The organism is Hominisplanchenecus murintestinalis (genome assembly GCF_943193015.1).
GTDB lineage: Bacteria > Bacillota > Clostridia > Lachnospirales > Lachnospiraceae > Hominisplanchenecus_A > Hominisplanchenecus_A murintestinalis.
The window spans coordinates 1-19,813 of sequence record NZ_CALPCM010000015.1 but is presented as its reverse complement, the minus strand read 5'-3'; the positions used below and the strand labels follow the sequence as shown (position 1 = coordinate 19,813).

18 protein-coding genes, 1 other RNA gene and 1 pseudogene are annotated in these 19,813 nt (G+C 47.8%); 16 read left to right on the top strand and 4 right to left on the bottom strand.

Annotated elements, in window-relative coordinates; translation table 11 throughout:
• Nucleotides 1-81 precede the first annotated feature (81 nt).
• An RNA gene (gene rnpB / locus NFR99_RS07380) (RNase P RNA component class A) lies at nucleotides 82-427 on the top strand.
• Between the two features lie 34 nt (nucleotides 428-461).
• On the opposite strand, the gene NFR99_RS07375 is transcribed toward rnpB, so the two are convergent.
• The 3 genes from NFR99_RS07375 to NFR99_RS07365 form a co-directional block, all read right to left on the bottom strand.
• On the bottom strand, nucleotides 462-902 hold the full coding sequence (locus tag NFR99_RS07375) for an aspartate carbamoyltransferase regulatory subunit (protein WP_120483949.1): 441 nt from the start codon (nucleotides 900-902) through the stop codon (nucleotides 462-464).
• 39 nt (nucleotides 903-941) lie between these two features.
• Complete coding sequence (gene pyrB / locus NFR99_RS07370; protein ID WP_120483950.1) at nucleotides 942-1,859, bottom strand: aspartate carbamoyltransferase; 918 nt, start codon at nucleotides 1,857-1,859, stop codon at nucleotides 942-944.
• Between the two features lie 102 nt (nucleotides 1,860-1,961).
• Nucleotides 1,962-2,327, bottom strand: a complete 366-nt coding sequence (locus tag NFR99_RS07365; protein ID WP_243126641.1) for a putative ABC transporter permease — start codon at nucleotides 2,325-2,327, stop codon at nucleotides 1,962-1,964.
• A 178-nt stretch (nucleotides 2,328-2,505) separates the two neighbouring features.
• Between NFR99_RS07365 and nrdD the strand changes: the two genes are divergently transcribed.
• From nrdD to NFR99_RS07290, 15 genes are all read left to right on the top strand, one after another.
• Complete coding sequence (gene nrdD, locus NFR99_RS07360; protein WP_120483952.1) at nucleotides 2,506-4,638, top strand: anaerobic ribonucleoside-triphosphate reductase; 2,133 nt, start codon at nucleotides 2,506-2,508, stop codon at nucleotides 4,636-4,638.
• Between the two features lie 190 nt (nucleotides 4,639-4,828).
• The gene (locus NFR99_RS07355) at nucleotides 4,829-5,536 is read left to right on the top strand and encodes a tRNA threonylcarbamoyladenosine dehydratase (protein WP_135974501.1); all 708 of its coding nucleotides are present in this window, start codon (nucleotides 4,829-4,831) and stop codon (nucleotides 5,534-5,536) included.
• 15 nt (nucleotides 5,537-5,551) lie between these two features.
• Nucleotides 5,552-6,916: a Trk system potassium transporter TrkA gene (gene trkA / locus NFR99_RS07350; protein WP_251353317.1), complete on the top strand. Its 1,365-nt coding sequence runs from the start codon at nucleotides 5,552-5,554 to the stop codon at nucleotides 6,914-6,916.
• Nucleotides 6,917-6,929: 13 nt separating this feature from the next.
• On the top strand, nucleotides 6,930-8,369 hold the full coding sequence (locus tag NFR99_RS07345; protein ID WP_251353316.1) for a TrkH family potassium uptake protein: 1,440 nt from the start codon (nucleotides 6,930-6,932) through the stop codon (nucleotides 8,367-8,369).
• Between the two features lie 35 nt (nucleotides 8,370-8,404).
• The gene (locus NFR99_RS07340) at nucleotides 8,405-9,289 is read left to right on the top strand and encodes an amidohydrolase family protein (protein ID WP_251353315.1); all 885 of its coding nucleotides are present in this window, start codon (nucleotides 8,405-8,407) and stop codon (nucleotides 9,287-9,289) included.
• 5 nt (nucleotides 9,290-9,294) lie between these two features.
• Nucleotides 9,295-10,200 carry a DMT family transporter gene (locus NFR99_RS07335; protein ID WP_334301693.1) on the top strand — a complete coding sequence of 302 codons (906 nt, stop codon included), beginning with the start codon at nucleotides 9,295-9,297 and terminating at the stop codon, nucleotides 10,198-10,200.
• A 148-nt stretch (nucleotides 10,201-10,348) separates the two neighbouring features.
• Nucleotides 10,349-11,101, top strand: coding sequence for a segregation and condensation protein A (locus NFR99_RS07330; protein ID WP_251353313.1), 753 nt, complete (start codon nucleotides 10,349-10,351; stop codon nucleotides 11,099-11,101).
• Between the two features lie 2 nt (nucleotides 11,102-11,103).
• Nucleotides 11,104-11,673, top strand: a complete 570-nt coding sequence (gene scpB / locus NFR99_RS07325) for an SMC-Scp complex subunit ScpB (protein ID WP_120483958.1) — start codon at nucleotides 11,104-11,106, stop codon at nucleotides 11,671-11,673.
• Between the two features lie 29 nt (nucleotides 11,674-11,702).
• The gene (locus NFR99_RS07320; protein ID WP_120483959.1) at nucleotides 11,703-12,491 is read left to right on the top strand and encodes a zinc dependent phospholipase C family protein; all 789 of its coding nucleotides are present in this window, start codon (nucleotides 11,703-11,705) and stop codon (nucleotides 12,489-12,491) included.
• Between the two features lie 61 nt (nucleotides 12,492-12,552).
• Nucleotides 12,553-13,743: a D-alanyl-D-alanine carboxypeptidase family protein gene (locus NFR99_RS07315; RefSeq protein WP_416388330.1), complete on the top strand. Its 1,191-nt coding sequence runs from the start codon at nucleotides 12,553-12,555 to the stop codon at nucleotides 13,741-13,743.
• A gap of 253 nt (nucleotides 13,744-13,996) precedes the next feature.
• Complete coding sequence (locus NFR99_RS07310; protein WP_251353312.1) at nucleotides 13,997-15,433, top strand: acyl-CoA carboxylase subunit beta; 1,437 nt, start codon at nucleotides 13,997-13,999, stop codon at nucleotides 15,431-15,433.
• Nucleotides 15,434-15,445: 12 nt separating this feature from the next.
• Nucleotides 15,446-16,213 carry an OadG family transporter subunit gene (locus NFR99_RS07305; protein ID WP_251353311.1) on the top strand — a complete coding sequence of 256 codons (768 nt, stop codon included), beginning with the start codon at nucleotides 15,446-15,448 and terminating at the stop codon, nucleotides 16,211-16,213.
• Nucleotides 16,214-16,231: 18 nt separating this feature from the next.
• A complete protein-coding gene (locus NFR99_RS07300) occupies nucleotides 16,232-16,603 on the top strand; it encodes a biotin/lipoyl-binding carrier protein (RefSeq protein ID WP_120483963.1) in 372 nt (123 codons plus the stop codon).
• Nucleotides 16,604-16,619: 16 nt separating this feature from the next.
• On the top strand, nucleotides 16,620-17,768 hold the full coding sequence (locus NFR99_RS07295; RefSeq protein ID WP_120483964.1) for a sodium ion-translocating decarboxylase subunit beta: 1,149 nt from the start codon (nucleotides 16,620-16,622) through the stop codon (nucleotides 17,766-17,768).
• Between the two features lie 16 nt (nucleotides 17,769-17,784).
• Entirely contained in the window at nucleotides 17,785-19,197 is a 1,413-nt protein-coding gene (locus tag NFR99_RS07290) for an oxaloacetate decarboxylase subunit alpha (protein ID WP_120483965.1), read from the top strand.
• Nucleotides 19,198-19,381: 184 nt separating this feature from the next.
• Here NFR99_RS07290 and NFR99_RS07285 read toward each other — a convergent pair.
• Nucleotides 19,382-19,813, bottom strand: a pseudogene (locus tag NFR99_RS07285) (hypothetical protein); the annotation flags it as partial.

Genomic DNA, 19,813 nt, shown 5'->3' with positions numbered 1-19,813 from the left:
GAACAGATTGAGGTAATCTGCTTGAATGGCGTAGTCTGCGAGCCTTGACTTTCTGAAAGGCGGGTGTTAAAATCATTTCAATAAGTAGAATAAATAATCGCGTCTGGCAGGCCGAAAGGCGCCGGACGAGGAAAGTCCGGGCTTCACAGGGCAGGATGCCGGATAACGTCCGGTGGAGGCGACTCCAAGGATAGTGCAACAGAAATGAACCGCCCGGCATGACCGGGTAAGGGTGGAAGGGCAGTGTAAGAGACTACCGCCCTCCTGGTAACAGGAGGGGCATATGTAAACCCCATCCGAAGCAAGACCGAGAAAAAGCATATGGCGGCCCGTCAGCTTTAGGTAGGTCGCTTGAATCCGGCGGCGACGCCGGATCTAGATAGATGATTATTCACGACATAACCCGGCTTATCGTTCTGCTTATTGAAAAGCCCCGCACGGTTTCTATGCGGGGCTTTTCTCTATATACGGAGACGTTTCCGGCTGTATTTTTCTTCGCAGTATTTGCAGCGGTAAACTTCTTTTTCCGGATCGGCAAGGAAAAAGGCATGTGTCAGCCCCTGCTCAATCGAAGAAATGCAGCGGGGATTTTTGCATTTGATGATATTGATAAGCTGTTTGGGAAGCTCCAGCACCTTTTTCTCGACAATCGTTGAATTTTCAATAATATTGACCGTGATGGTGTGATCGATAAATCCTAGGATTTCCAAATCCAGCGCGTCGATCGGACATTCGATTTTAATGATATCTTTCTTTCCCATTTTATTGCTGCGGGCATTTTTGATGATGGCTACGCAGCAGTCCATTTTATCCAGTTTCAGGTATTTATATATGGACATGCTTTTTCCCGCAGGGATGTGGTCGAGAACCACGCCTTCGTTTAACTGGTCGATATTTAACATACTTACCTCCTATGCCGCGGATCTTGCGGCCGTTTTGTCTTAGCCTTTGAGTTCCAGAAGTGTGAGGATCAGAGCCATGCGGACATACACGCCATACTGTACCTGTTTAAAATAAACGGCTCTCGGATCGGCGTCTACTTCTACGGCAATTTCATTCACACGTGGGAGTGGATGAAGAACCAGCATATCCGGGCGTGCCAGGCTCATCTTTGCATTGTCCAGAATGTAGAAATCTTTCATGCGCACATAGTCTTCTTCATTGAAAAAGCGCTCCTGCTGAACTCTTGTCATGTACAGGATGTCAAGCTCCGGCATGACTTCCTCCAGGCGTTCTACCTCTTTATATTCATATCCGTTTTTCTTGATAACATCTTCCCGGACATAACCCGGAAGTTTCAGTTCCTCAGGGGAAATCAGGATAAATTTCACGTTTTCATAGCGGACGAGGGCATTAATCAGGGAATGTACAGTGCGGCCGAACTTTAAGTCGCCGCAGAGACCGATGGTGATATTGTCCAGGCGCCCCTTCAGGGAGCGGATAGTCATCAGGTCTGTCAAGGTCTGGGTGGGGTGCTGGTGGCCGCCGTCGCCCGCGTTGATGACGGGGATGGAGGAGTGCATGGACGCTACCATCGGAGCCCCTTCTTTTGGATGGCGCATGGCACAGATATCTGCATAGCAGGAAATCATGCGGATCGTGTCGGCTACGCTTTCACCTTTTGAGGCGGAGCTGGAAGCGGCCGAAGAAAAACCAAGCACATTACCGCCCAGATTCATCATCGCTGCTTCAAAGCTGAGTCTGGTTCGTGTGCTTGGTTCATAAAAAATAGTAGCAAGTTTTTTACCGTCGCAGATATGCGCGTACTTTTCAGGGCTGGCCTCAATGTCACGGGCGAGGTCGAGAAGCTGTGCAACTTCTTCCACGCTGAAGTCTAAGGGACTCATCAAATGTCTCATAGTAATCTCCTTTGGTATGAAATAAGCTAAATTTTACTTTCACCATATCATATACCAAACGGAATAGAAATTCAAGAGAAAATTGTGTGTTGATTCTGCGGTTTATTTTGCGGTAGTTTTTTCAAAAAACAGTCCGGCAAGAAACCAGAGAGGGTAGTAGTCCAGGCGTATGACACCTTTATAGTTGAAGCGGCAGCCCGAATAGTTCCAGGGGCAGATACCGCGCTTTTTGAGAAAGCTTCCGGTAAGAAATTCTACTGTGAAGATGGCAAAGGCATAGACGGTGCCGCGAACCCATACACAGCGGTCTTTTAGAAGACCGACAAGGGCGGGGAAAAAAGAAGCCATTCCGTAAATAGGAAACATCCATATAGAAGAGCGCCCGAAAAGTTTCATTTCCCGTCTTCGGAAGGCCAAAAATCCTGTCCAGAGCAGTTCCATGCACCAGCCGTAAATACCGCATTTCATAAAATTATTCTTCATATGGACAAGTATGCGCATCTTGCGGCGGGATTATTCATGGGATATTTTGAAAATACCCCTTTACGCCCACCGTATTTTGTTATATACTTTAGGGACAATATCTTGTTGGATAAAGAAGTGAAATGACAAATACAACACTAAATATGGTGAGGAGGATACAAGGATGTATGTAATTAAAAAAGACGGCACCCGGGAAGAATTTAATGTGGACAAGATTATTGCGGCGGTGAATAAGTCGGCGGCGAGGATTCTGTATAAATTTTCAGAGGATGAGATAGAGTTTCTGTGCAGGTCCGCAAAGGAAAAAGCAGAGTCCCTTGGAAAGGCGGGTATTACGATTCCTGAAATGCACAACATTGTGGAGGGAGCTTTAGATAAGGTAAATCCGGCGGTGGCAAAGAGCTACCGGGATTACAGGAATTACAAGCAGGATTTTATCCATATGATGGATGATGTGTATACGAAGAGCCAGTCTATCCGTTATATCGGGGATAAGAGCAATGCCAATACAGACAGCGCTTTAGTGGCTACGAAGCGGAGCCTGATTTTCAATGAGCTGAATAAAGAGCTGTACCGGAAATTTTTTATGACACGGGATGAACGCCAAGCGTGCAAAGACGGTTATATTTATATCCATGACCAGTCTGCAAGGCTGGATACGATGAACTGCTGTCTGTTTGATGTGGCGACAGTCCTGAAAGACGGCTTTGAGATGGGGAATGTATGGTACAATGAGCCAAAGACGCTGGATACGGCGTTTGATGTAATGGGAGATATCATTCTGAGTACGGCGGCGCAGCAGTACGGCGGCTTTACGGTGCCGGAGGTAGATAAGGTGCTGGCGCCCTATGCGGAAAAGAGTTACCGGAAATATAAAGAAGAATTCCTCAAATACGGGGATGCCTCCTGGGAAGGTTATGCCGAGAAGGCTGAAACGTATGCCATGGATAAGGTGAGGCGCGACTTTGAACAAGGCTGGCAGGGGATTGAGTACAAGCTGAATACCGTCGGTTCTTCCAGGGGGGATTATCCGTTTGTAACGGTTACCCTGGGGCTTGGCACAGAGCGTTTTGAGAAAATGGCAAGCGTATCCCTGCTTGACGTTCACCAGAAGGGGCAGGGGAAGCCGGGAAACCGTAAGCCGGTGCTGTTTCCGAAAATTGTCTTTTTGTATGACGAAAACATTCATGGCGCGGGAAAAGAGTGTGAGGACGTGTTCGAGGCAGGAATCCGCTGTTCTGCAAAAACAATGTATCCGGACTGGTTGTCTATGTCCGGGAAGGGATATATTTCCAGTATGTATAAGCGTTACGGGAAAGTAATCAGCCCTATGGGATGCCGAGCGTTTTTGAGCCCCTGGTATGAGAGAGGCGGCATGTATCCGGCAGACCAGAATGACAAGCCCATATTTGTGGGACGTTTTAATGTGGGTGCGGTAAGCCTTCATCTGCCGATGATTCTGGCAAAGGCCCGTTCTGAGAGCCGGGATTTCTATGAAGTGTTGGATTATTATCTGGAAATGATCCGCAACCTGCATATCCGTACCTATGAATATCTGGGGAATATGAGAGCTTCTACAAATCCGCTGGCTTACTGTGAGGGCGGGTTTTACGGAGGGCGCTTGAACCCCCATGACCGTATCAAACCGCTGCTGAAGCCTATGACGTCCTCCTTTGGGATTACGGCGCTAAACGAGCTGCAGGAGCTGTACAATGGAAAATCCATCGCAGAGGACGGGGAATTTGCGCTTGAGGTTATGGAATATATCAATAAGAAAGTCACGGAATTTAAAGAGGCGGACGGCTGGCTGTATGCAATTTACGGAACCCCGGCGGAGAGCCTGTGCGGACTTCAGGTAGAGCAGTTCCGCAAAATGTACGGCATTGTGGAAAATGTTTCGGACAGACCTTATGTGAGCAACAGCTTCCACTGTCATGTGACGGAGGATATCACGCCGATTGAGAAGCAGGATTTGGAAGGAAGATTCTGGGAGCTGTGCAACGGCGGGAAAATCCAGTATGTCCGCTATCCTATCAGCTACAATATTGAAGCAATTAAAAGCCTGATCCGCCGGGCGATGGATTTGGGGTATTATGAAGGGGTGAATCTGTCCCTGGCTTACTGTGACGACTGTGGACATGAGGAGCTGGAGATGGATGTGTGCCCGAAATGCGGTTCCAGGAACCTGACGAAAATAGACCGCATGAACGGCTATCTGTCATACAGCCGCGTGCATGGAGATACCCGGCTGAATGATGCGAAGATGGCGGAAATCGCGGAGAGGAAGTCCATGTAGCCGGTTGGCAGTTTATAGAACAAGGCGAAGGCATGGAAAATAAAAAATCTTAAAAAATTCAATATAGTATATTCTGAGAAACAGTGGTATAATCCTTTTCGTAGTTAGCACTGCTATCAGAAACGATAGAAGCGATATGGATAGAAAATATCTTTATCGCTTCTTGCAGTTACATAAAGAGAGGAAGAATATGGAAGAGCAGTTGAGCAGAACGGCGCTTTTGCTGGGGGAAGAAGCCCTGGCAAAGCTAAAAGGCAGCCGGGTGGCGGTGTTTGGTATCGGGGGCGTGGGCGGTTATGTTGTGGAAGCGCTGGCGCGGTGCGGCGTGGGGACTTTGGATCTGATTGACAAGGATGTGGTGTCAGAGTCTAATATTAACCGGCAGATTATTGCCTTGCATTCAACCGTGGGCAGGGCCAAAGTCGAGGTTATGAAAGAGCGCATCCAGGATATCAATCCGGAAGTCCGGGTAAATGCCTGTGAATGCTTTTTTCTCCCTGAAAATGCAGATGAATTTGACTTTACAGTATATGACTATGTGGTGGACGCAGTGGACACTGTGACGGCGAAGCTGGAGATTATTCTTCGGGCAGAAGCGGCGGGAACGCCTGTCATTAGCAGCATGGGGGCGGGAAACAAGCTGGATCCCGGCAGATTTGAGATTGCCGACATTTACCAGACCTCAGTCTGCCCTCTGGCAAAGGTGATGCGGAAAGAGCTGAGGAACAGGGGAATAAAAAAGCTAAAAGTTGTCTATTCGAAAGAAGTGCCGTGCAGGCCGGCCAGGACAGTAACCGAAGGGAGCCGCAGGGCTCTGCCGGGGAGTATTTCTTTTGTGCCCTCTGCGGCAGGACTGGTTCTGGCGGGGGAAGTTATCAGGGATTTGGCAGGCATTTGATGTGTGGAGGATGAGATGAAGATTATAATTGTAGGCTGCGGAAAAGTGGGGGATGCCCTTGCAGACCAGCTGAGTGCGGAAGGAAATGACGTGACGGTGGTGGACAGACGCTACGCGGCAGTGGAGGCATTGTCCAATGAGTATGATATTATGGGAATCGTGGGGAGCGGCACCGATCATAGTGTGCTGGAGGAAGCGGGGGTTGAAAAAGCCGATTTGCTGATTGCAGTAACGGGGTCCGACGAGCTGAACCTGCTGTGCTGCCTCATAGCGAAAAAGGCGGGAAACTGCCAGACGATTGCCAGGGTGAGAAATCCGGAATTTAACCGGGAAATCGCTTATATTCAGGAAGAGCTGGGACTTGCGCTGGTTATTAATCCGGAGTTTGCCGCGTCGGTTGAGATTGCGCGGATTCTGCGGTTCCCGTCGGCGATTGAAATTTCCCCATTTGCCAAAGGCAGGGCGGAAGTGCTGAAATTCCGTGTGCCGGAGAGTTCGGTGCTTGACCATATGATGGTGAGTGAGATTACCACAAAACTGCACTGTAACGAAGTTTTGGTATGTACAGTGGAGCGGGGGGACGAAGCGATTATTCCGGACGGTAATTTCATGATGCGTGAGAAGGATGTGGTTTCTATTGTAGCATCGCCTAAGCGGGCAAGCCAGTTTTTTAAGAAAATCAAAGTACAGACGAACCAGGTAAAGGACGCCCTGATCATTGGAGGGGGAAAAGTGTCGTTTTATCTGGCGAAACAGCTTTTGTCTATGGGGATTGATGTAAAAATCATAGAGAAAGATCGGGAGAGGTGTGAAAAGCTGAGCGAGCTTCTTCCGCGGGCGACAATTATCTGCGGGGACGGGGTAGACCAGGCGCTTTTGATGGAAGAAGGGCTGATGAAGTCGGATTCACTGGTGACGCTTATGAATATGGACGAGGAGAATATTTTGCTTTCCCTGTTTGCGCGGAACAAGCGCAATAAGATGAAAATCATCACAAAAATTAACAGCATTACTTTTGATGAAGTTATCAATAAATTGGATTTGGACAGCATTATTTATCCGAAATATGTGACGGCGGAGCATATCGTCAGGTTTGTGCGAGCCATGAAGAATTCCATTGGCAGCAATGTAGAGACGCTGCATCATCTGGTAGGAAATAAGGTGGAGGCGCTGGAGTTCTGCATCCGTGAGAATGCGCCGGTACTGAATATCCCGCTGGAAAAACTGCGTTTGAAAGAGGGGCTTTTGATTGGCTGTATTAACCGCAGCGGGACGATTATTACTCCTAAAGGACAGGATATGCTTATGATGGGAGATACGGTCGTAGTGATTACCACAAATAAAGGACTGAATGATATCAGTGATATTCTGAAGGAGTGAAAGAGTTTGCGATATGAATTACGGAATGATTGTATATATGCTGGGGTGGATTTGTCTTTTTGAGGCAATGTTTATGGCGCTTCCGCTTATGGTGGCAGTCATTTATCAGGAACCGGCGGGCTGGGCATATCTTATGGTTTTGGTTTTGTGTGCCGTGCTGGGGCTGCTGTTGACAAGGCGGAAAGTGAAAAACAGGAAGATTTACGGGAGGGACGGGCTGGTTATCGTAGCCTTTTGCTGGATTGTACTCAGTATTTTCGGGGCGGCGCCTTTCGTGATTTCCGGCGATATCCCGTCCTTTACAGACGCGCTTTTTGAGACAATTTCCGGATTTACTACCACAGGCTCCAGCATACTTAACGATGTGGAGGCGCTTTCCCGTGCAAACCTGTTCTGGAGAAGCTTTACTCACTGGATAGGGGGGATGGGAGTATTAGTATTTATTTTGGCGCTTCTGCCCATCAAGGCAGGAGGGGCGGGGATGTATATTATGCGTGCGGAAAGCCCCGGACCCAGAGTGCGTAAACTGGTGCCGAAAATCAAGACGACGGCAATGATTTTGTATGCCATTTATTTTGGAATGACAGTGCTGCAGATTATCCTGATGCTGCTGGCGGGAACGCCTTTATTTGACGCTATGGTATTAAGCTTTGGCTCTGCGGGCACAGGAGGCTTTGCTATTAAGAATGACGGGCTGGCAAGTTATACGAATCTGCAGCAGGCAATTGTGACAGTGGCGATGATTTTATTTGGAGTAAATTTCAATTTTTACTACTTGCTGCTGCGGCGGAAACCGCGGCAGGCTTTGGCGTGTACAGAGGTATGGGCATATCTGGGAATTATTGCTGCGTCGATTTTGGTGATTACTATACAGGTGCTGCCCGGGTTTGAGACGGTGTACCAGGCGTTCCATCATACGGCGTTCCAGGTCAGCTCTATCATTACGACCACCGGGTATTCTACGGCAGACTTTAATGAGTGGAATGCACTGTCAAAGACCATATTAGTATTGATTATGTTTGTGGGTGCATGTGCAGGAAGCACGGGCGGCGGCATTAAAGTGTCCAGAATTATTATTTTGCTTAAGGGCGTCCGCAAAGAAGTAATGAGGGTGTGCCATCCCCGCAGTATCAAAAAAGTAAAAATGGATGGGCATTCGCTGGAGCATGAGGCGGTACACTCCGTATATGCTTTTGTCATCATTTATATATGCATTTTTGTGGTTTCTCTGTTGGTTATTACGTTGGATGAGAAAGATTTGGTGACAAATTTTACGGCGGTGGCGGCAACCATTAATAATATTGGACCGGGACTGAACATTGTCGGACCTGCCGGGAATTTCAGCAGCTTTTCGGATTTGTCCAAGTTTGTGCTGATGTTCGATATGTTGGCTGGGCGATTGGAACTGCTGCCCCTGCTGGTGCTGTTCGTGCCGTCTACATGGAAAAAGTAAATTCGTTATAAAAAAGGTTTTAAGGGGCGAGAGAGATGTATGGAGAGTGCCATGCCCATATTTTTATGAATGGGTATCACTACAGGAAAGCAGTAGAACTGCACAAAAATCACATTAATGAACAAAATATCCGTGAGTGGTTTACGGAATATGAAAAGCGAGGCGTTGCTTTCATCCGGGATGGGGGCGATGCCCTTGGCGTGTCTGCGTATGCCAGGCAGATTGCCGGAGAGTATGGAATTACTTACTGCACTCCGCTCTTTGCCATTCATAAAAATGGACATTATGGAGGAATTGTGGGGGTTGGCTTTGATACCATGAGGGAATACCGGGGGCTGGTGGCAGAGGTAAAACGCAGAAAAGGCGATTTTATTAAAATAATGGCAGCGGGGATTATGGATTTTAATCAGTTTGGCGTTATTACAGGCGAGCCTCTGGGACAGAGCGAAATCAGAGAGATGATACATATTGCCCATGAAGAGGGGTTTGCCGTGATGGTTCATGGAAACACGGCGCAGGCAGTGCGGGACGCGGCGTTTGCCGGGGCAGACAGCATAGAGCATGGGAATTATCTTGACAGGGACTGCATCCAGGCGCTGGCAGACAGCGGGACCGTGTGGGTTCCCACGCTGTCTACGATACGGAACTTAATCGGATGCGGACGGTTTCCGGATGAGGAACTGAAAAAAATCTATGACTCTGCGGCGGAGAATCTGCGAAGGGCATATGATACGGGAGTTATGCTGGCTTTGGGGAGCGATGCAGGCGCTTACCGAGTGCCTCATGGACAGGGAATCGAAGATGAATTCGCAGCTTTTAAGGAAATCCTGGGAGACAGCACAGAGCTGCGGGAACGGCTGGAACAAGGGGAAGCAAGGATTCGGGAAAAATTTGTTTACGGGAGGAGAAAGACAAAATGAAGAAAATACAGATGAAGAATTCTTTCTTGCTGCTGCTGACAGCTGCGATTTGGGGCGTGGCGTTCGTGGCGCAGAGCGTGGGGATGGAGTATGTGGAACCATTTACCTTTAATGCCGTAAGAAGCATTATCGGCGGCCTGGTGCTGATACCATGTATCTGGTTTCTGGACAGAAAAAAGCCCAGACAGGAAAAGACGTCCCAAATGCGGAAGCAGGAATGGAAAATGCTGCTGGCAGGAGGCGTCTGCTGTGGCGTCTGCCTGTTTGCTGCCAGTAATTTCCAGCAATTTGGCATCCGTTATACCACGGTTGGGAAAGCAGGATTTATTACAGCGTGTTATATCGTTATCGTTCCGGTGATAGGGATTTTTCTGAAGAAAGCATGTGGAAGGCTTTTGTGGGTATCCGTAGCAATGGCAGTCGTGGGATTGTATTTTCTGTGCATGACAGAGACACTGACGATTGGGAAAGGAGATTTCCTGGTATTTATCTGTGCCTTGCTGTTTTCCCTGCATATTCTGGTGATAGATTATTTTTCACCCCGGACGGATGGGGTAAAGATGTCCTGCATCCAATTTTTTGTGTGCGGAATCCTTTCCGGGGTGGCTATGCTTTTCACAGAAGAGCCGCATCTTACAGACATTTTTGCAGCGTGGATACCGATTCTGTATGCGGGCGTTATGTCATGCGGTGTGGCTTATACCCTGCAGATCGTAGGACAGAAGGGGATGAATCCTACGGTAGCTTCCCTGATACTGAGCCTGGAATCCTGCATTTCCGTACTGGCTGGCTGGCTCATCCTGGGGCAGAAGCTTAGCGTTCGTGAATTGAGTGGCTGTTTGATTATGTTCGGGGCGATTATCTTGGCGCAGCTGCCCGGAAAACAGGAGAAAAGCAGTACTGATTTGTAAAAAGATTATTTGAAACAAAGAGGACAATAATGAAAGGAGCATTTGGCTGGCGTGCTCCAAGAATTTCTTGCAAATCGCAGGAAAACTTAGTACAATACTTACAGTTCGCTGAATTACAGCGGTCAGATTACAGACAGAGGTAAAGTATATGGGGATTTCCGTTAAGCTGGAGGTGTTTGAAGGGCCTTTGGATTTGCTGCTGCATTTGATTGATAAGAATAAAGTAAATATTTATGATATCCCCATTGTGGAAATTACAAGGCAGTATATGGAGTACATCCAGGAAATGACACGCCGGGATTTGAACGTGATGAGTGAATTTCTGGTGATGGCAGCTACGCTCCTGGATATTAAATCTAAAATGCTTCTTCCAAAGGAAGTGAATGAAGAGGGGGAAGAGGAAGATCCCAGGCAGGAGCTGGTGGAGAAGCTGCTGGAATATAAGCTTTACAAATATATGTCTTACGAACTGAGGGAAAAGCAGCAAGATGCTTCTTTTGCGATGTATAAGCCACCTACAATACCGAAAGAAGTAAGTGCATATCGGCCGGAAGTAAAAGTAGAAGAATTGCTTGACGGTATTACGCTCCAAAGGATGCATGGCATTTTTAAGGATATCATGCGGCGGCAGAAGGATAGGGTAGACCCCGTGCGCAGCAGTTTTGGGACGCTGGAGAAGGAAGAGGTAGATATGGACGCTACCTGGGAGCGGGTGGAGGCTTATATCGCAGAGCATGGAACCTGTGATTTCCGCGCGCTGTTGGAAAGAGGGCGCACAAAGATGCAGATCGTTGTCACGTTCCTGGTGATTCTGGAACTGATGAAAATCGGCCGGATTACGATTTCCCAGGAAGGGACATTCGGGGATATTTTTATTACGGCGGCTGGAAGAGAGGGATAAGAGTGGAACGGAAAAAGACGGAAGCGGCGATTGAGGCGATTTTGTTTACTATGGGAGATTCCGTGGAGTTACAGAAAATCGCAAAGGCAGTGGGACATGATGAGGAAACGACCCGGAAAATCCTGCGTGCTATGGCAGATAACTATCAGGCGGAAGACAGAGGGATTCAGATTATAGAGTTGGAAGATTCTTTCCAGCTGTGTACAAAGAAGGAAATGTACGAGTATCTGATACAGGTAGCAAAGCAGCCGAAGAAAGCCGTACTTACCGATGTAGCGTTGGAAACACTTTCTATTATCGCCTATAAGCAGCCGATTACGAAAGCGGAGATTGAAAAAATCAGGGGTGTAAAAAGCGACCATGCGGTAAATAAACTGGTAGAATATAACCTGGTGGCGGAGCTGGGACGCATGGACGCGCCGGGAAAGCCGATTCTGTTCGGAACTACAGAGGAGTTTTTAAGGAATTTCGGCGTGCAGTCTCTGGATGAGCTGCCGGTTCCGAATCCAGTCCGGGTTGAGGACTTTAAGGCAGAAGCGGAGGAAGAGATCCAGCTGAGGTTAAATATATAATAAGTCACATAATATAAGGAGTCAGTAAGATGCCCACCACGTATACACATGATTTATTTGGAAAAGCGGTGTTTCAGAAATTGCCAGAAGAGATACGGAAGATTATACACAGAAATAAGACGGAATATCTTATCGGGCTGCATGGTCCGGATATCCTGTTTTATTACCGGCCATTTCATAGAAATGAAGTAAATCAGACAGGACACCGGATGCATGAAGAGATTGCAGCCGATTTTTTCCGGCACTGTAAACGTGAATATCTTGCTTCCGGAGAGGAAGGGATACTCTCGTATACGCTGGGGTTTATCTGCCATTATATGCTGGACAGCAGCTGCCACCCGTATATTTACAGCTATACAGAGCGGACAGGCGCCAGCCATGCGGAGATTGAGACGGAGCTGGATCGTGCTTTTATGGAAAAGAATGAGAAGAACCCATTTTGTTACCGGCCGGCCCGGGGCATTCATCCGGATAAGAAAGCAGAAAGAACGATTGCCGCAGTGTTTGAGGGAATCAGTGAAAAGCAGATTCACAAAACGCTGCGGGGGATGAAATTTTATACAGGGGTTTTGGTATGCCGTATGCCGTGGAAGCGGAAATTTATCTTGAGGTTTCTGAAACTTTTGGGTGTCTATGAGGAGACGCATGGAAGAGTTATGAGAAAGCAGCATTTTAATAAATGTGAGGAGAGTACCGGGGAGCTGATGCGCATGGTAAAATGCGCAGTGCCTGAGACGGTTACAGTTTTGGAAGAATTTTATGCCACTCTGGACGAGCCGGAGACAGTGAATTACCGTTTTTCCAGAAATTATAAGTAATCTTTAAGGGTGCGCATGGACGGGCAGAAAGCTGCATATACTGTCCAAAAAAAGGATGGATATGGATGTGAAAAAGACAGTAGCTGCAGTAATTATTATATGTGTATTAGTGATGAATGTTCGGATGGAGGTATTTGCCGCACCCGAAGAGCTATACGCCCAATCGGCGGTTCTGATGGACGCCGATTCCGGGCGTGTTTTGTTTGAGAAAAACGGGATGGAACAGAGACCGATGGCGAGTACTACGAAAATACTGACCTGTATCCTGGTGCTGGAGAAGGCAGGGCTAGGGGAGACCGCGGAAGTATCCCGGAATGCGGCATCCCAGCCGAAGGTGCACTTAGGGGTGCGTGCGGGGGAGAAGTATTATGTGCAGGACCTTTTGTATTCTCTGATGCTGGAGAGCCACAATGATGCGGCGGTAATCCTGGCTGAGCACGTAGGGGGGAGTCTGGAGGGATTTGCTGCGCTGATGAATGAAAAAGCGAAGGAAATCGGATGTGCGGATTCTCATTTTATTACGCCAAACGGCCTGGATGCAGAGGACGAAGAAGGAGCCCATTCTACAACAGCGGCAGATTTAGCAAAGATTATGCGTTATTGTATTACGCTTTCGCCAAAGAAAGCAGAGTTTCTGGAGATTACCAGGACATCGTCACGGGCATTTTCGGATGTAGAAGGAAAGAGGAGCTTTTCCTGCGTGAACCACAATGCGTTTTTAGGGATGATGGATGGGGCTCTCTCAGGTAAAACAGGATTTACAGGGAAAGCAGGTTACTGCTATGTGGGCGCGCTTACGCGGGACGGGAAGACTTTTATTGTTGCTTTGCTTGCCTGCGGCTGGCCGAACAACAAGACCTATAAGTGGAAAGATACCAGGAAATTGATGGAGTATGGGTTGAAAAATTATGAATACAGAAATGTATGGGAGGATATACAGGTAGAAAGGATTCCGGTGGAAAACGGGATTCCGGAGAGCGGGGAGTTGTGGGATACCGCATATACGGAGGCGGAAATCGAGGGGAAAGAAGAAGTAAGGCTTCTTCTCAGGAAAGATGAGAAGGTTTCAGTGGAAGTTGAAAAGGCAGAGCAGCTTGCCGCCCCGATAGAAGCAGGACAGCAGGTGGGGACAGTGCGCTACTATCTGGGGGATGGACTGATAAGAGAATTTCCTATAAAAGTACGGAATTCCGTCAGGGAAATTGATATGTCCTGGTGTGCAGAGAAAATAGTAGAGAAACTATGTATGTAAGGGTCTGAAAATTGGAAAAGCAGCAGAAAAAGAATCCAGCCCATTTAAAGTTTGCTGATCGCAAAGGGCTGGATTCTCTGGCTGAATTTACGCATTTTCACGGACTTTGCAGCAGGTGCAAAGCCCTGGGATGAACTGTTACCCGGCTTCCGTGGAAATTAGACAAAAAGCTTGATATTTTTGCCAAAACAAGATACAATTACAATCGGCAGAGATTTTGAAATGTTTAAATAGAAAAATGGAGGGCTGAATAATGGGTAATACAGCACAAAGCTTAGCAAGTAGAAGAATTGCCGCTTTACTTGATGAGAACAGTTTTGTTGAAATCGGCGGACGTGTTTCTGCCAGAAGCACTGATTTCAACATGCAGCAGGCAGAGACTCCGACAGACGGCGTTATCACCGGATATGGCGTGATTGATGGAAATCTGGTTTATGTTTACAGCCAGGATGCATCCGTGCTGGGCGGTACGATTGGAGAAATGCATGCGAAGAAAATCACCGCAATCTATGATATGGCAATGAAAATGGGCGCTCCGGTCATTGGACTGGTGGACTGCGCAGGACTCAGGCTTCAGGAGGCAACAGACGCCCTGAACGGGTTTGGCGAGATTTATATGAAGCAGACGCTTGCTTCCGGCGTGGTTCCGCAGATTACGGCTGTACTGGGAACATGCGGCGGCGGTCTGGCTGTTTCAGGAGCGCTTACGGATTTTGTGTTTATGGAAAATAAGAAAGCGAAATTATTCGTGAATTCTCCGAATGCGTTGGATGGGAATGAGGTTTCCAGGTGCGATACTGCTTCTGCAAAGTTCCAGAGTGAAGAGGCAGGCGCGGTGGATTTCACAGGGACAGAAGACGAAGTCCTGGCGGGAATCCGGCAGCTGGTATGCATGCTTCCGGCAAACAATGAGGATGACGCGTCTTATGAAGAGTGCACAGACGATTTGAACCGGGTATGCAAGGATCTGGCAAACGCAGCGGGAGATACATCAATCCTCCTTTCGAATATTGCAGATGATTCCGTGTTTGTGGAAACACAGGCGGATTTTGCGAAAGAAATGGTTACTGGTTTTGTGAGAATGAACGGCATGACGGTAGGCGTGGTAGCAAACCGTACAGAGGTTTATGGCGAGGACGGAGGCAAGACGGCAGAGTTTGACGCAGTACTTACTACAAAAGGCGCACGGAAGGCAGCAAAACTTGTGAGGTTCTGTGACGCGTTTGAGATTCCGGTAGTTTCTTTCACAAATGTGAAAGGCTTTAAAGCAGACAAGCATTCCGAGAGAGGGATAGCAAAGGCAGCGGCAGAACTGACCTATGCGTTCGCAAATGCTACGGTTCCGAAGGTAAATGTGGTTATCGGCGCGGCTTACGGAAGCGCTTATGTGACGATGAACAGCAAAGCTATCGGAGCAGACATGACATTTGCATGGCCCACGGCAGAAATCGGAATGATGGATGCAAGGTCTGCAGCGAAAATTATGTATCCGGATGCGGATGCGGCAGTTTTGAATGAGAAAGCAGCAGAATATGCCGGTCTGCAGTCAAATGTGACGTCTGCTGCAAAGCACGGATATGTAGATACAATCATTGAGGCAGAGGATACCAGGAAATATGTGATTGGGGCCCTGGAAATGTTATTCACAAAGAGAGAAGATCGTCCGGCAAAAAAACATGGCACGGTTTAAGCGAGGTGAATAATGATGAAGCGAAAAATAAAAGGATTATGGATGGCGCTCTGCATGGTGCTTGCGGTTGCGGCGCTGACAGGCTGCAGTTCAGAGACGGAGCTCAAAGACAGCGTAACTACACTTTCAGATGAACAGGTGGAGAGTTATAAGACTTCGGCGGCTCAGACGGTACAGACAGTAGCGGCATTTGATGATGAGCAGATTGAGCAGTTTTTAAGCCAGCAGGTAGATGAGTTCAGCTCATCCGCAGTGGAGTCCTGGAAGGGAAGCAAGGGCGAGCTTGGCGCTTTCAAGGAGATTACCGCTCAGTCCGTGGAAGAGGACGGAAGCCAGATTATTATTACATCCCTGGCTGAGTTTGAGAAAGCCCAGGCGACAGTGGAACTGATTCTGGACGTTTCGACCGGAATGGAGCAGGCGAAGAGCATGAGCTTCAACGTGAACTACTCCATGGCAGAAACGATGAAGATGGCAGGGCTGAATACCCTGATGGGAATTGGTATTGTATTTTGTATGCTGGTATTCTTGAGCTTACTGATTGCACAGTTTAAGCATATTGCGAAGCTGGAGGCAAAATTCACAGGGACGAAAGAAGAGAAGAAAGCAGCTCCGATATCTGTTCCGGCAGCGGCAGAGGAGCCGGAAGAGCTTGTGGACGACGGAGAACTGGTAGCAGTCATCGCGGCAGCGATTGCCGCATCCGAAAATACGTCTACAGACAGCTTTACGGTGCGTTCGATTAGAAAATCAAATGTTAGAAGATGGAAAAGAGCATAGTGATAGGAGGATATGGAAATGAAAAATTATACAATTACGGTAAACGGAACCGCTTATGATGTAACTGTAGAAGAAGGAACAGGCTCAGGCGTTGTTCCGGCAGCAGCTCCAAAAGCAGCGCCAAAGGCAGCACCGGCAGCGGCTCCGAAGAAAGCAGCTCCGGCAGCAGGCGCAGGTGCGGTTAAAGTAGAGGCATCCGTTCCGGGTAAAGTATTCAAGATAGAAGCAAGCGTGGGACAGAGCGTGAAAGCCGGGGATAACATTATCATTCTGGAAGCTATGAAGATGGAAATCCCTGTAGTAGCTCCGCAGGACGGAACTGTGGCAAGTATTGATGTATCGGCAGGAGATGCAGTAGAATCTGGTGACACATTAGCAACGATGAACTAATATTGGAGGTAGAGACATGTCATACGTTACAGACACGTTGTCGAACCTACTCCATCAAACGGCATTCTTCAACCTGACCTGGGGCAACTATCTGATGATTGCAGTTGCATGTGTGTTCTTATTCCTGGCTATCAAGAAAGGATTTGAACCGCTGCTCCTTGTACCAATTGCATTTGGTATGCTGCTGGTAAATATCTATCCTGATATTATGGCAAAGCCGGAAGATATGTCGAACGGCGTAGGCGGACTTTTACACTATTTTTATATACTGGATGAGTGGAGTATTCTTCCATCTCTGATTTTCATGGGCGTGGGCGCCATGACGGACTTTGGCCCGCTGATTGCGAACCCTGTCAGCTTCCTGATGGGTGCGGCGGCGCAGCTGGGAATTTATATGGCATACTTCCTGGCAATATTTATGGGCTTCAACGGCAAGGCGGCAGCGGCGATTTCTATTATCGGCGGCGCAGACGGCCCGACGTCTATTTTCCTTGCAGGCAAGCTGGGGCAGACGGGATTGATGGGACCGATTGCAGTAGCGGCATATTCTTACATGTCGCTGGTTCCGATTATCCAGCCTCCTATCATGAAACTTTTCACGACAGAGGAAGAGCGGAAAATCAAGATGGCGCAGCTTCGTCCGGTTTCGAAACTGGAGAAGATTTTATTCCCAATCATTATTACGATTGTGGTGTGTCTGATTCTTCCGACTACGGCTCCTCTCGTAGGTATGCTGATGCTGGGTAACCTGTTCCGTGAGAGCGGCGTTGTAAAGCAGCTGACAGAGACAGCTTCCAATGCGCTGATGTATATCGTTGTTATCCTGCTGGGTACTTCCGTAGGCGCATCTACCAGTGCAGAGGCATTCCTGAACATGGATACCATAAAAATCGTTGCGCTGGGTCTGGTAGCTTTTGCGTTTGGTACTGCAGGCGGCGTACTTTTTGGAAAGATTCTCTGCAAAGTTACCAAGGGTAAGATAAATCCGCTGATTGGTTCCGCAGGAGTGTCGGCCGTACCTATGGCGGCACGCGTTTCCCAGAAGGTTGGCGCCGAGGCAGACCCGACCAACTTCCTGCTGATGCACGCGATGGGACCGAACGTAGCAGGTGTTATCGGTACGGCAGTTGCGGCCGGTACTTTCATGGCCATCTTTGGCGTATAAATGAGGAGGTTTAGAAATGGCACAGAATAAGAAAAAACCGATTAAGATTACAGAGACAATCCTGCGTGATGCGCATCAGTCTTTGATTGCTACACGTATGACGACGGAGCAGATGCTTCCAATCGTTGATAAGATGGACAAAGTAGGCTACCATTCTGTAGAGTGCTGGGGCGGCGCTACATTCGATGCTTCCCTGCGTTTCCTGAAAGAAGACCCGTGGGAGAGGCTTCGTAAGTTCCGTGACGGCTTTAAGAACACAAAGCTTCAGATGCTTTTCCGTGGGCAGAATATCCTTGGATACCGTCCATATGCGGATGATGTGGTAGAGTATTTTGTACAGAAGTCTATAGCAAACGGAATTGATATTATCCGTATCTTTGACTGTATGAATGACCTCAGAAATCTGAAAACAGCCGTAACAGCTGCAAATAAGGAAAAAGGCCATGCACAGGTAGCGCTTTCTTATACGCTGGGTGACGCTTATACGATGGACTACTGGGTAGACATTGCAAAGAAGATTGAAGATATGGGTGCAAACTCGATCTGCTTTAAAGATATGGCAGGACTTCTGCTTCCGTATACAGCTACAGAGCTTATTTCTGCGATTAAGAAAGCAGTAAAGATTCCGGTACAGCTTCATACACATTATACGTCCGGCGTGGCTTCCATGACTTATCTGAAAGCTGTTGAGGCCGGCGTGGATGTGATTGACACAGCTATGTCGCCGTTCGCACTGGGAACTTCCCAGCCGGCTACTGAGGTTATGGTGGAAACCTTTAAGGGAACACCGTATGATTCCGGTCTTGACCAGAATCTGCTGGCAGAAATCGCAGATTATTTCCGTCCTATCCGTGACGAAGCTCTGGAGAGCGGCCTTCTGAATCCGAAGAACATGGGCGTAAATATCAAGACCCTGCTGTATCAGGTACCGGGCGGTATGTTGTCAAACCTGACTTCACAGCTCAAAGAGCAGCATGCAGAGGATAAATATTATGATGTATTAGAGGAAGTGCCGAGAGTTCGTGCAGACCTTGGAGAGTGTCCTCTGGTTACACCGTCTTCCCAGATTGTGGGTACACAGGCGGTATTTAATGTAATTATGGGCGAGCGTTATAAGATGGTAACGAAAGAGACGAAGGATGTGCTCAGCGGAAAGTACGGTGCGACCATCAAACCTTTCAATCCAGAAGTGCAGAAGAGATGCATCGGTGATGTGAAGCCGATTACCTGCCGTCCGGCAGACTTGATTAAGCCGGAGCTGAAAACTATTGAGGCGGAAATGTCCCAGTGGAAAGAGCAGGATGAGGATGTCCTGTCCTATGCACTGTTCCCGCAGGTAGCGACAGAGTTTTTCAAGTATCGTGAAGCGCAGAAAACGAAAGTAGACCCTGCGGCGGCCGATACGAAGAATGGGGCTTATCCGGTTTAAAAAGATGAAAAAAAGAACCTTGTACTGTGATAATTTGCAGGCAGGGTTCTTTTTATATAACTATCGGATTCTTACATAGATTTTCCCGAAAACGGCTTACTAAAAAGTGCATTTGGCATAATCCCGGTTTGATGAGTATTATGGTAAGGCTATGTAAAAGATTTTTGAGATTCGTGAAAAGAGTTTATTGCAGGATATCCGGGCACGGTGTATCATTTTCAGCATCTTGAAGTATACGGCAGTAATGATTGACTATTTCTAAATCTATATTTAAACTAAGGGCAGTCTGCTCAGGGGAGTGCCCGTTATCCAAATGTTTCTGGATGAGGGAAGCCTGCTTCAAACCAGTTGTAAGTCCCTCAGCACGTCCTTCAGCAAGCCCCTGTTCATGAGCATAATCCCTTTCATTCTGGATGTGAAGTTCTTCGTCATATTCGTAAATTCCCACTTTCATTACCTCCGCTCGGTTTTTATAGAGAAAATCAGTCAGGATGCCGTCATGGATGCATTCTGTGACCGCCTGTTCCATCGCCTGTGCTAAAGGAAATTCTTTCCTGAGTTCCCTGACTTTACTTACAAAGATCATATAGTCCCGTAGGCTCCGGCATTTTTCCAT

Bases quoted from the DNA above. Each gene is read 5' to 3' on its own strand.
- NFR99_RS07340 (WP_251353315.1), top strand. From the start codon at position 8,405: ATGTATGGAGAGTGCCATGCCCATATTTTTATGAATGGGTATCACTAC.
- NFR99_RS07320 (WP_120483959.1), top strand. From the start codon at position 11,703: ATGCCCACCACGTATACACATGATTTATTTGGAAAAGCGGTGTTTCAG.
- NFR99_RS07330 (WP_251353313.1), top strand. From the start codon at position 10,349: ATGGGGATTTCCGTTAAGCTGGAGGTGTTTGAAGGGCCTTTGGATTTG.
- NFR99_RS07375 (WP_120483949.1), bottom strand. From the start codon at position 902: ATGTTAAATATCGACCAGTTAAACGAAGGCGTGGTTCTCGACCACATC.
- NFR99_RS07365 (WP_243126641.1), bottom strand. From the start codon at position 2,327: ATGAAATGCGGTATTTACGGCTGGTGCATGGAACTGCTCTGGACAGGA.
- NFR99_RS07295 (WP_120483964.1), top strand. From the start codon at position 16,620: ATGTCATACGTTACAGACACGTTGTCGAACCTACTCCATCAAACGGCA.
- NFR99_RS07305 (WP_251353311.1), top strand. From the start codon at position 15,446: ATGATGAAGCGAAAAATAAAAGGATTATGGATGGCGCTCTGCATGGTG.
- NFR99_RS07315 (WP_416388330.1), top strand. From the start codon at position 12,553: ATGGATGTGAAAAAGACAGTAGCTGCAGTAATTATTATATGTGTATTA.
- pyrB (WP_120483950.1), bottom strand. From the start codon at position 1,859: ATGAGACATTTGATGAGTCCCTTAGACTTCAGCGTGGAAGAAGTTGCA.
- nrdD (WP_120483952.1), top strand. From the start codon at position 2,506: ATGTATGTAATTAAAAAAGACGGCACCCGGGAAGAATTTAATGTGGAC.
- NFR99_RS07345 (WP_251353316.1), top strand. From the start codon at position 6,930: ATGAATTACGGAATGATTGTATATATGCTGGGGTGGATTTGTCTTTTT.
- NFR99_RS07300 (WP_120483963.1), top strand. From the start codon at position 16,232: ATGAAAAATTATACAATTACGGTAAACGGAACCGCTTATGATGTAACT.
- NFR99_RS07355 (WP_135974501.1), top strand. From the start codon at position 4,829: ATGGAAGAGCAGTTGAGCAGAACGGCGCTTTTGCTGGGGGAAGAAGCC.
- trkA (WP_251353317.1), top strand. From the start codon at position 5,552: ATGAAGATTATAATTGTAGGCTGCGGAAAAGTGGGGGATGCCCTTGCA.
- NFR99_RS07310 (WP_251353312.1), top strand. From the start codon at position 13,997: ATGGGTAATACAGCACAAAGCTTAGCAAGTAGAAGAATTGCCGCTTTA.
- NFR99_RS07290 (WP_120483965.1), top strand. From the start codon at position 17,785: ATGGCACAGAATAAGAAAAAACCGATTAAGATTACAGAGACAATCCTG.